The organism is Pseudomonas sp. HMSC065H01 (assembly GCF_001815235.1).
GTDB lineage: Bacteria > Pseudomonadota > Gammaproteobacteria > Pseudomonadales > Pseudomonadaceae > Pseudomonas > Pseudomonas aeruginosa.
Genome location: NZ_KV819873.1, coordinates 181,748 through 192,033, shown reverse-complemented (window position 1 = coordinate 192,033; position 10,286 = coordinate 181,748). Strand labels below are relative to the sequence as shown.

The window sequence follows — 10,286 nt, the reverse complement described above, 5'->3', positions numbered from 1 at the left end:
GCCGTCTTGTGCGCCGTGCCGGTGCTCTCGGAGTAGATGTCCTTCAACACCCCGTGATCGCGCATGAACGCCATCGCAGCCGAGGTCATGCTGCCGCTCGTGGTCGGGCGGTAGCCGTCTTCGATCATCCGCCCCGGAAGGGCTCGGAACAGCAGGTGAAAAAGATCATCACCGTAGCCGCCCATCAGCGTGCCAGTCAGCAGCAAGGTCTTGCGAGCCTTCGCCGCCAGCACGCCCATGGCCTGGCCCTGGGCACTGCCCCCGTTCTTGTACTCATGCGCTTCATCAGCGATGAGCAGGTCGAACGTACCTTGCGGCAAGTACCTCTTGATGAACTCCGAGGGTTGATAACCGCCCTCGCCAAAGCCGAACTCCATGTTGGCCATCGCACGTTCCATGCGCGTGGCTTGACGGTCGGAAAACACCAGCTCGCCGTTGCCATCCATGAGGTTGATGAACTCGTGGATGTTGTCGCCGAGCATCGAGGCCAGGAAACCGTCGCCGAACTTCTGCATCAGCTTCTGCGCGGTGACTTCCCCGATCGTCGGGATGCGCTTCAAGGCTTTGAGCACGGCCGAGGACTGGTCGCTGCCGGACAGGCTGCGCGGGCGGATCAGCGTCCACAGGGGCGCGGCGCAATGGCTGCACTTCCTGCGGGACTCCTCGGCTTCAAGCGCGACCGGGTTGACCGGCTCGCCGTCGAGGTCGGTGATGACCGTGCCGCAGTCCGGGCACGCTGCCACGTCGCCGTGGCGGGTGCGCCGCTGGGTGAAGACGGGCTTCCAGTGGAAGCCCATCCGCATCCTCACGCGGCCCAGGACGAAGAACTCCTGACCCGTGGGCTGGACACCCAACTGTTCACGCAGCTTGATGAGCTTGACGAGCGTATCCGGCCCGTTGAGCACCCAAACTTTGGCGCCCGCTACCGTCTCCTGGATCTCGCGCCGCCACTTGTAAACAAGGTGCGGTGGCGAAAGCACCAGGGTGCGGCGGTAGCCTTCGGCGTTGAGCACGGCGGCCGTGGCGATGCCGACGGTCGTCTTGCCGCAACCCATTTCGCCATTGACGATCGCGGCGCGTTCGCCACGGTCGATCAGCAGCTCGGCGGCGGCGTGGACGACTTCGGCCTGGGCCGGGAACAGCTTGCGCTTGAGGCTGGCGACGACGAGTTGCCGCTGCGCCTGCGGTTGGCCGGTATAGACCGGCGGGTTGGCGCTGTTGAGGGCGTCGAGCAGTTCGTCGCCGAACTCGCCGACGAAATCCTGAAGGCTCAGGGTCAGAGGGGATGATTCCGCGTCGAGCAGTTCGCCCTGTACGGGCGCGGCGTCAGCGGCAGTGGTTTCGAGATCGAGGGACATGGTGATGCTCCAATGAAAAATGGGGCATGCACCACCCCAGCGGGGCAATGGCATGCCCCGTGGTGGGAAGTAAATCGGCGCGCGGCCGAAGGTGGTTGAAGATGCTGGCCTGAGTGGCCTGCGGGTGAACCGTGCTCAGTCTTCGGACGGCAGCACGATGGCGGTGACGCTGCGCCCCGCATCGGTGATGATGCGAATGGCGAGTCCCGGGTGGATCACATAGTGCGATTCCAGCGGCGCGCCTGATTGAAGCGCGGAGCTGTTGGCCTCCCATTGCTGGGCGGTCACGTCGCCCCAGTCGCCACGGGTGTGCCGTCTGAAGTACGGAATCGGGTCCAGGCGACCCGCAGTGACTAGGCGGTTGATGCCACTGCTAAAGATGAGCGCGCCGATGGGGAATGCCAGCCGCTGGCAGTAGGTTTCGATCCGATGCGATGCCATGGGCTCCTCCTTGAAGGGTCATTGAGCCACGACACCCCTGGCGGAGTGAAGTGGCTCCGTCAGGTGGATGAAGATGACGATGTGGGACCTCAGATCAGGTCCCGCTCTTCGGGAAGCTGGACCACCGTGGTCTGGTGGTCCTCGCTGGTCTTGACGATCAGCGCCAGGTCCGGCGTGATCCTGAACTGCGAGATCATCAGGTTGTCCTGTTGGATTGCGACGTCGTTGGCTTGGCGGGTGGCCTCATCGATCTCGCCCCAGTCCCCGCGCACATGGCGCTGGACATAGGCTAAGGGGTCGATCAGGCCTCGCCGAGCCAGCCAATGCACCTTCTCGCTCAACTTCAACGTACTCGGTGCGAACAAGGGTTGCTTGCGCGGCGCAGGCCGCTTGAATGGATTGGGGAACATGGTGTTTCTCCTTCGAGGTGGTACAGCAGGACGGCAGCGCGTCCGGTGGATCAGCGGATGGTCAACACCTCGCCCCGTGTCGGGGAGCCAGGCGTCATGTCCCACGCGCGGATGACAGGCACGAACTTGTCGGTGAGGATGCGTGTCTCGGCGATGGAGCCGTCTTCGCGTTCGGTGAATTCCCGCTGGAGCGTCTTGTCCTTGTGGGTGTCACCTTTGACGACGAGCACGCGCCCCGTCTGGGAGCGCACGACGCCGGAGATCGCGCCCGCGGCCAGAGCCAGGGCGAGATGCCAGTGGGACAAGGCCCGCGCCGGTGGACGCAGCGACTGTTGCGCGGTCCCCAAGTGCGTGTCCAGCGACGGCCAAAGGCCTTGCAGCCGGCCAACCTCGTCGGCGAACTGTTCGGGCTCCATCGTCACGCGGAAGAAATGCTCCGGCTCGGCCGGACTGGCGGGGACGATGTACGGCAGGAACGGCCATTCGCTCGGCAGTTCCTCGGCTTCGACTTCGCCAAGCCCAACCTGCAGCAGCAGATTGCGCACGGCCTTGACGCCATCGGGTGCCAGCTCCCGCTGACGGACCCGGCGGCCGAAGATCACCACCTGCTTGAACTGCGTTTCCACCGCTCGGTAGATACGCAGATCGGTGTAGTGGCGCGTCAACCAGCCGACCAGCTCCGCGTCGAGCACGTAGCCGGGGACGATGAAGACCAGCACGCCGCCGTATTGCAACAGCGACAGCGAACGCTGATAGAACAGCTTTTCGAGGCGGGCACGGCCCTGGCCCTGATAGCCGATGTTGCCGTTGACGTCCTTGGACAGGTCGCCATACGGTGGATTCAGCCACAGTAGTCCGAAGGACTGCTTGGAGATCATCGTGTCCATCAGGTCCGCGTGCAGGCAGTGATCGACCAGGCCGCGGGCATGGCGCGCCCGCTCGGCGTCGAATTCGACGGCGAACGCCTTGGCCTGTTCGCGCCCGAGGGCATGAGAGGCTTCGGCGATTGCCACGCCTTCACCGGCGCAGGGATCGAGGATGCACATCGGCCCGTCGCTGGGCATCAGTGCGTTGAGGGCTCTTTCGAGCGTGGGTTCGTCGGTCGGGTAGTACCCATTTTTGGCGAAATTGCGGGCGAGCCGCGGGAACATGAGAGCCATGGAAGTCTCCTGGTTGGCGGGGATGAACGACGGAAGCACGCCAAGGCGTGCCTCCGAGGGTGGGTCAAGCCGCTACCGCTTCCGGCGTCCAAATCTTGGCCGGATAGGGATAGGCGGTGAGCGCGTCACTGCGGATCAGGGAGCCCAGCGCCAAGCTCAGCGCCGGCACGTCGATGGCGAGCCAATGGCCTTCCAGCGGCCCGAGGGCGAACGGAAGGCGGGCCAGCATCTCGCGGCTTTGCAGCAGTTCCAGCACGGTCTCGCGCCAGTGGTCGAGCAGCGGCAACGGGCAGGTGTCCCGCACCAGCATCCACAGGCGGTCAAGCCGGTGGGCGCTGTCACGTGGCAGCAGTGCCAATGCGCTGGCGTTGGCCTTGTCGGGCTTGACGCAGCGCCGGTCGAACAGCCACACGTTGGACAGCGAACCGAACAGCGTTCGCCGGTAGGCGCGCGTGATGCGCTTTTCCAGGCGATCGACGTTGCCGATGAATACCGGGACGCTGCCGCCCTGGTCGGTGATGACGTGGAACTGGTCCAGTCCCTGCTCGTCGCGCCCGAGGGTCAGGCGTGCAAGGAACTGCTGGACGGCGGTGTCCCGCGCCCAGATGGACAGGAAGATCAGGTTGCCCTGGTCATCGCCGACGCAGGCGTCGGCCATCACGTCCGGGCATTCGTCGATGCGGTACAGCGTGGAAGAAGTGTTCGCGGGCATGGTGGTGTCCTCGGATGAACGGGAACAGCACCGCCCGCTGGGGCAAGTACTGCCCCAGGGGGTGGAAGAAAACCGCTCAGTCCGGCTCGAACTGTTGGGTGTGCGGATTGAAGTGAAGCGCCTCGTCCACCGCGGTGATCGGCGTGAAGCCGTCCAGGTAGATGTTGTTGAGGTACTGGTCGCGGTAGGTCAGCGCCTGCCGTGCCTGCTCCTCGGTGAGGCCGTTGTCGATGAAGTACCCCAGCATTTCCTCGTCGGAGGAAACTTCGTCGTTGGACAAACTGCCTTCAACGAGCTTCAACAGCGAGAGCGGGAGTGCAGCCAGGATCGGGTCCATGTCGGTTCCTCCTGGCTCAGGCCAACAGCGCCGCGGCGGGTGCCGTGACAGCCGTGGGTGTGCGCCGCCGTGCGTGGTAGGCGCGAACGCCTGCACGCCAGTCGGCGGACTGCTCCGGTGCGAGGTCCAGATAGGACAGCGGGCACGAGTAATAGTACGGATGCATGGACTCTTCCAGCGGCTTGTAGCCCCACTGGTTGCCGCTTCGTTCCAGCAGATCGCAGCGGATGTAGCGCAGGGACTGGCCCGGCGCGAGATCACGATGCACACCTTCGACCTTGGCGGTCAGTTCGACCACGGACCACAGCACGTTGCTGCGCAATGCGTGAGCGATAACCTTCGCGCTGACGCGCTCGGTCTGCTGTGGTGCGATCAGTTCCGCGATCAGTTCAGACCGCGATTGGGGAGAGAAATACCAGCCCATGAGAGGCCTCCTCGAAAAGTTGAGCTGGAGGCCTCCCCGTGGGGAAGAACCCCCAGTGGGTGATGGAATGCCGCAGGTGCAGCGAAGGAAAACCTATGCCTTGCCCTTAGTCCCAGTCGTCATCGTCGCGATCACAACCAGCCGGGCAGCTGCCGAACTCGATCCCATGCGAGCAATAGCCGTGCTCCGCATTCCAGTCCTGGGTTTCCTGCCGTTCGGCCGGTGTTGCGTAGTCTCATTCCTGTGCGATCTTCAGCGCCTGTGCGCGCTGTTCTTCGGGCAATCGACCGAGTTGCGCGTCGATCGCCGAACTGAAGCGTTCGACGTAGTAGTCGTGAGACAGTCCGCAACCCTTGGTGGCTTGTGCGGCTGCCGTCTCGCAGAGAGCCCGCCACGCGGGTTCATCCAGCGCGGAGCGGGGGATATCGCAAGCGATGGTGGACATGATGAAGACCTCCAGAAGATGGCCAGGGCCTCCCCCGCATGGGGAAGGAACCCCGGCGGGTGGATGAAGAACACCGCGCATGCGGCGTCTGCGATCACGCAGGTTGCAGTTCGGCCTGGCGGCTCCACTCCTGCGTCTTGAAGTCCAGCGCGTAGCCCAGCTCGCCCAGGCGGACGATCTGTGCACGCAAAGCGCGGCGGTCGATGGTCGAATCCAGTTTCACGGACTCGCCCAGCGGCCACAGCAGGCCGAAGAGCGCGGGGTCACCGTCTTGGGTGCTGCCGGGGGCAGCAGCCTCAGCAGGTGGCGGCGCATCCACGCCAAAGGGCGTGGTATCGACCATCGGGTCCGCGGACGCCTGCACGGGTGCGGGCTTGGCGGGCCTGGACGCTTTGGTGGGCTTGGCCGGCGTTGCCGCAGGCTGCGCCCCTTGCTCTTCATCGAGCGGATCGACGTCCTGGGTGGCGAAGCTGCGGGCTTCGTCGCGGCTGAGTTTGTCGATGCCGTTGAGCGTCATGCCGTCGAGGCTGGCACGGATCTCGAACCGCATGCCGCCGCCGACCGGATAGGACTTCGGGAAGATGTACCTGATGATGAATTCCCCGTCGTACTTGCCTTCGGGGTACTGCTCCAGCTCCGGGTCTTTGACCTCGAACGTACCGAGGTGCGTGGCGAGGCGGCCAACCGTGAACGGGCCGTTCTTGCCGCGGATGGTACGCAGCGTGAGCTGGCCGGGGACGACGATGGGCGCAACCGATTTCTCGGGTGCCAATGGGGTTGCCATGATGGTTCTCCTGATGATGAATGACGGGCCGCCGACGGCACCCGGTGGATGAGAGGAAATGGCTTCGCCCGAGGTGGGCGAGGTCCGCGTGGCATCACGCCTTGAGCTGGCGCATGCCTTCGGCCAGCAGCCACAACGCCCGGTTCAGGCGCAGGTTCTGGTCGATGCCTTGCACCGGACGGGTGCGCTGATTGCGGCCGTTGGCCGTGCGTCCGTTCAGGCCCCCTTTGACGAGGTTCTCCTGGACGCGGTTGAAGACGGCCCACAGGTCGTTCTTGCGGTCGTCCCATCGCCGGGGTGCCAGCAGTTGGCACTCCGTGACAGGCGTGGACTTGGCTGGATCGTCGTACTTGAGTGCGAGCGCGGAGTTTGCAAAGACCTCCGCTTCGCCCTCATCGAGGGTGATGGTGCGCATCGCATCGCGCGCGTTCTGCACGCGCTCGAAGCCGTCGAGGACTCCGTAGGCACCTTCGATCACCTGGCTGACCACGTCGCCCTTGTGGGGAACGCGGATGTCGGCGGTGGTGTCACCGCAAACCAGGCCGTTGTGGCAGACGAACCGGAACATGCCGGCGAGCATCTGATAGCTGCTCGTGCCGTCATGGCTGTTGAGCAGGATGATCTCGTTCGCCTCGTCGCCGTTGATCTGGCTTGCATGGCGAAGTCGGATGAGGTGCTTCGTGTACTCGCGCCGGTCTTCGTTGCGCACGCGCGTCTGACACACCATGAAGGGCTCGAAGCCCTCCTGGCGCAGCTTGGTCAGCACGGTCGAGGTCGGTATGTAGGCATACCGATCGGACCGGCTCCCATGTGGAGCGTCGGCGAAGATCGACGGAACGACGGCACGAATGCGGTCGTCCGAGAGTGGGCGATCAGAGCGCAGGATCGGGGATTGCGGAGCAAAGCGGGATACCAGAGACATGGCTGATCTCCTTTGAGAAATTCGACAACCGCGTGGCCGTGAGACCACGCGGAACTCGGGGGATGAAATGCGCAAGCACGCGTCCTGGGGACGCGGCGTACGTGGGGAGGAAAAGCGACAAGGCCCCGTGAGAGGCCGTGCCGGATCAGAACGAAGCAGCCAATGCCGGCTCCTGCTCCTGGACTTGCGCCTCGGGCTCGCGCTCGGCGGGCTCGGTGGCCGTGTCGATGGCATCGTCGGCTTCGGACGCGGATGCGTCTTCGGCCGGCGGCGCCTCGGCTTGCGCCTGGCTCGTCGGATAGACCTGGGTGCCGTCGATCTTGATGAGACCGATGTGGACCAGCGTCGATTCCAGGCTGGCGGCCGGTTCCCCGGCGTGCTCACCCTTGGTGCGGATGTACGGATCGATCTTCATGTCGTTCAGACGGAAGGCGATCAGCACCTTGCGGTCACCCTCGATGGCCTGAACGCACCGGCGAACCAGGTGCTCGGCTTCCGGGGTGGCGACGATGGTGTCGAAGTACCGATACTCCGGTTCATCGACAGGCCCGGCCAGTGCCGCGACGGTGCAAGAGAGGAACGAGTCGCCAGCTTTTGGGGTGACGTCCTTCACACGATTGAGATAGCCGATGCCGCGGGTGATCAACTCGTGCTGCTCGATCGAAGCCAGTTCGGCCCGGTCGATCAGTTCGGCCTTGAGCAGTCGCGCCTTGAGGGACGCGGCGGCCTGACCCTTCTGCTCACCCTTGTCGCGGATGTACACATCGCCCCACAGGTCACCGAGGCGAAAGCGCACCAGCGGGCGCTGCTTGGGATCGTCAACGCCGATGTAGCGCTGAACGAGCTTCTTGGCCTCGGCACCCGAGACCTTGACGTCGAAGTAGCGGTAGCTGGGGTCCCGGGCGGGGCCGACCAGCGCGGCGATGGTGCATGCCAGGAAAGGCTGCGCACGGCGGCCGCCCCGGACGGGCACTTCACGGACACGCTGGATGTAGCCGATGCCCGAGGTGTGGAGGTCGAAATACGATTTCTCGTTGGACGTGGTGTTCATGGTGAATCTCCATTGGGATGAAGCGGAGACACACCGGCCCACGCATGCGGGGAAGGTGCGTGACCCCGCGGTGGGTTGATAAGGCGAAAGCATCCGCCACCAGAGGCTGGTGGCCGCTCGCGGAAGGATGCGGTGCGAGCTGGCTCGGTCACGCAGTGGGAACTGCGCCGCAACCTCGAAGACCGATGGTTGCCTGGCATGTCGCTGACGACGTCAGCAGGCATGGGGCCAGCATGGCGGGGCCTCGCGCGCGCGGCAGCAATCAATCGGCACCCGGGCGCTTCCCTTTGTCCGCGCCACCCGGCGCCTGTCACAGGCACTTGGCGCCGCGCAGGTGCTCGGGGGTATCGGCGCGCGGACGGCCGGGACGGCTCCAGGCGCCGCCACCGCGCGCGCCGATCAGCCGCCAGCCGGCGGCGCGCAGGCTGGCGCCACCTTCGTCGGGCATGGTGTAGGTGAGCAGGCGTATGTAGCCCAGCGCCCTTGCCGCCTGCCAGGCCGCGCCGTAGAGCTTGCTGCAGGCGCTGGGTGTGCCGTCGGTGCACAGCCGCGTGACTTCCAGCGTCCAGGTGCCGCGCGACCGGGCGGCCGACAATGGCCACGCCGTGGATCAGGTCGCTGTCGCTCAGCGTGACGGCCAGGGCGAACTTCGCGCCCTGGACCGGGCGGTGGTGGCGATGGTGCGACAGAACGAATGCATTGGCCGTGCGCAGCGACACCGGTAGGAGGTGCAGCCTCGGCGAGGTCGATGGCGTGTTCATGCGGTTGTCTCCGGTGGCATGCCGGCGTTGTGGCCGGCGGGGCGTGCCTCGGCGGCTGGAGACAAACGCGCACGCGCGGCGATGGCGGCGGTGCGAACAAAAGAAGGCCCCCGATGCGGGGGCTGCGAGGCGGTTGCCGCGTCAGGCGGGAGGCACCACTGCTAAGGACAGGTGCGTGGCGGTGGCGGAAAGCACGAGATCGTCCGCCGAGTGCTGGAGGCGCGTGAACAGGCCGTCCTTCGGGTCGAAATACTCCGCGAAGTCATCGCCGCCCAGCTCGCGGCCGGCGAGGTGCCACCAGTCATCGAACGGGTCGGTGTCCGGGTTGCATCCGACGGCGTAGGCGAGCAGTGCCTGGCGCCCATCCGGGCGACGCTCCCCACGCTCGGCGAGGAAGTACACGCCCTGATCCTTGACCAGGACAATGCGGCACTGATTGGGGACGTCTCAGAAAACGGAAAAAATCGTACGCTAAGCCGGTTGCAGCGGTCGTAGCGGCCTGAACTTGCCCGCGCCGATCTTGGCGCTGCTGCGCCAGAGGTAATCGCCGGTCAGGTTGATGTGCTCCCAGCCCAGCGGCGACAGGTACTGCAACAGGGCGTCATCGACAGTCTGGCCGTGACCGCGTAAGGCGTTTGAGGCCCGTTCCAGATAGACCGTGTTCCACAACACTATGGCCGCCGTCACCAGGTTGAGGCCGCTGGCCCGGTAGCGCTGCTGCTCGAAACTGCGGTCGCGGATTTCGCCCAGCCGGTTGAAGAACACGGCGCGGGCTAGCGCGTTGCGGGCTTCGCCCTTGTTCAGTCCGGCATGCACGCGGCGGCGCAGCTCGACGCTTTGCAGCCAGTCCGGGATGAACAGCGTTCGCTCGATGCGGCCCAGCTCGCGCAGCGCCACGGCCAGGCCGTTCTGGCGCGGGTAGCTGCCGAGTTTCCTGAGCATCAGCGAGGCCGTCACCGTGCCCTGCTTGATCGAGGTGGCCAGCCGCACCTTGGCGTTGATCGCCTTGCCGGACGCCTGGAACTGCTGCTGATGCTTGTGCTTGGCAGCGTTGAACAGCTTGCCCAGGATGCGGTCGTGCAGGTCGATGATTTCGTCGGTGACGGTGGCCATGCCCTCGATGGCGAGCGCACCAGGGTCGCGTAGCGGCGCTGTGCCTCGAACTTGGCCAGATCGGCGGGCGTCATCTGGCCGCCTTCGCGGGCGATCTTGAGCAGGCGGTTCTGGTGCACCGACCGCTCGATGCCGGAAGGCAGGTCGAGCGCCTGCCAGGCTTTGAGGCGCTCGATGTGTTCGAGTATGTGGCGCGAGTTCGGCTTGACGGGCGACTGGCGCAGCCAGGCCAGCCAGGTCGTCTTGCCGTTGTCGTGGCGCTTGAGCAGATCGTCGAGGCGGTGCCGGTGGGTGGCCGACAGGGGATCGGACAAGGCCGCGTAGATGCGGCGGTTGGCGCGGCTGTAGGCGTTCATCGAACACCTCCC

Annotated in this window: 10 protein-coding genes and 4 pseudogenes; all 14 read right to left on the bottom strand. The window is 65.3% G+C overall.

Annotated elements, in window-relative coordinates; genetic code table 11:
* A pseudogene (locus tag HMPREF3014_RS13530) lies at positions 1–1,358 on the bottom strand (DEAD/DEAH box helicase); the annotation flags it as partial.
* Positions 1,359–1,493: 135 nt separating this feature from the next.
* Entirely contained in the window at positions 1,494–1,799 is a 306-nt protein-coding gene (locus tag HMPREF3014_RS13525) for a hypothetical protein (protein ID WP_023087312.1), read from the bottom strand.
* 89 nt (positions 1,800–1,888) lie between these two features.
* Entirely contained in the window at positions 1,889–2,209 is a 321-nt protein-coding gene (locus tag HMPREF3014_RS13520; RefSeq protein ID WP_023087313.1) for a hypothetical protein, read from the bottom strand.
* 50 nt (positions 2,210–2,259) lie between these two features.
* Positions 2,260–3,393: a DUF6094 domain-containing protein gene (locus HMPREF3014_RS13515; protein WP_254919932.1), complete on the bottom strand. Its 1,134-nt coding sequence runs from the start codon at positions 3,391–3,393 to the stop codon at positions 2,260–2,262.
* A 40-nt stretch (positions 3,394–3,433) separates the two neighbouring features.
* Positions 3,434–4,081 (bottom strand): hypothetical protein, encoded by a 648-nt coding sequence (locus HMPREF3014_RS13510; protein WP_023087314.1) that lies wholly within the window; start codon positions 4,079–4,081, stop codon positions 3,434–3,436.
* Positions 4,082–4,157: 76 nt separating this feature from the next.
* Positions 4,158–4,418, bottom strand: a complete 261-nt coding sequence (locus HMPREF3014_RS13505) for a hypothetical protein (RefSeq protein WP_003098905.1) — start codon at positions 4,416–4,418, stop codon at positions 4,158–4,160.
* 16 nt (positions 4,419–4,434) lie between these two features.
* Positions 4,435–4,842, bottom strand: a complete 408-nt coding sequence (locus HMPREF3014_RS13500; protein ID WP_003098908.1) for a hypothetical protein — start codon at positions 4,840–4,842, stop codon at positions 4,435–4,437.
* A 106-nt stretch (positions 4,843–4,948) separates the two neighbouring features.
* Positions 4,949–5,287, bottom strand: a pseudogene (locus tag HMPREF3014_RS13495) (hypothetical protein).
* A 94-nt stretch (positions 5,288–5,381) separates the two neighbouring features.
* Entirely contained in the window at positions 5,382–6,071 is a 690-nt protein-coding gene (locus tag HMPREF3014_RS13490; protein ID WP_003098913.1) for a DUF3275 family protein, read from the bottom strand.
* 94 nt (positions 6,072–6,165) lie between these two features.
* Positions 6,166–6,993, bottom strand: coding sequence for a DUF932 domain-containing protein (locus HMPREF3014_RS13485; protein ID WP_003098915.1), 828 nt, complete (start codon positions 6,991–6,993; stop codon positions 6,166–6,168).
* A 145-nt stretch (positions 6,994–7,138) separates the two neighbouring features.
* Complete coding sequence (locus HMPREF3014_RS13480; protein WP_003098919.1) at positions 7,139–8,044, bottom strand: DUF3577 domain-containing protein; 906 nt, start codon at positions 8,042–8,044, stop codon at positions 7,139–7,141.
* Between the two features lie 310 nt (positions 8,045–8,354).
* Positions 8,355–8,805 (bottom strand): annotated as a pseudogene (locus tag HMPREF3014_RS35405) (XF1762 family protein).
* A gap of 141 nt (positions 8,806–8,946) precedes the next feature.
* A complete protein-coding gene (locus HMPREF3014_RS13470; RefSeq protein ID WP_031629745.1) occupies positions 8,947–9,231 on the bottom strand; it encodes a DUF3085 domain-containing protein in 285 nt (94 codons plus the stop codon).
* Between the two features lie 45 nt (positions 9,232–9,276).
* A pseudogene (locus HMPREF3014_RS33495) lies at positions 9,277–10,283 on the bottom strand (Tn3 family transposase); the annotation flags it as partial.
* Positions 10,284–10,286: the final 3 nt, after the last annotated feature.

Coding starts and splice junctions, on each gene's coding strand:
- HMPREF3014_RS13525 (WP_023087312.1), bottom strand. CDS start 1,799: ATGGCATCGCATCGGATCGAAACCTACTGCCAGCGGCTGGCATTCCCC.
- HMPREF3014_RS13490 (WP_003098913.1), bottom strand. CDS start 6,071: ATGGCAACCCCATTGGCACCCGAGAAATCGGTTGCGCCCATCGTCGTC.
- HMPREF3014_RS13480 (WP_003098919.1), bottom strand. CDS start 8,044: ATGAACACCACGTCCAACGAGAAATCGTATTTCGACCTCCACACCTCG.
- HMPREF3014_RS13485 (WP_003098915.1), bottom strand. CDS start 6,993: ATGTCTCTGGTATCCCGCTTTGCTCCGCAATCCCCGATCCTGCGCTCT.
- HMPREF3014_RS13510 (WP_023087314.1), bottom strand. CDS start 4,081: ATGCCCGCGAACACTTCTTCCACGCTGTACCGCATCGACGAATGCCCG.
- HMPREF3014_RS13505 (WP_003098905.1), bottom strand. CDS start 4,418: ATGGACCCGATCCTGGCTGCACTCCCGCTCTCGCTGTTGAAGCTCGTT.
- HMPREF3014_RS13500 (WP_003098908.1), bottom strand. CDS start 4,842: ATGGGCTGGTATTTCTCTCCCCAATCGCGGTCTGAACTGATCGCGGAA.
- HMPREF3014_RS13520 (WP_023087313.1), bottom strand. CDS start 2,209: ATGTTCCCCAATCCATTCAAGCGGCCTGCGCCGCGCAAGCAACCCTTG.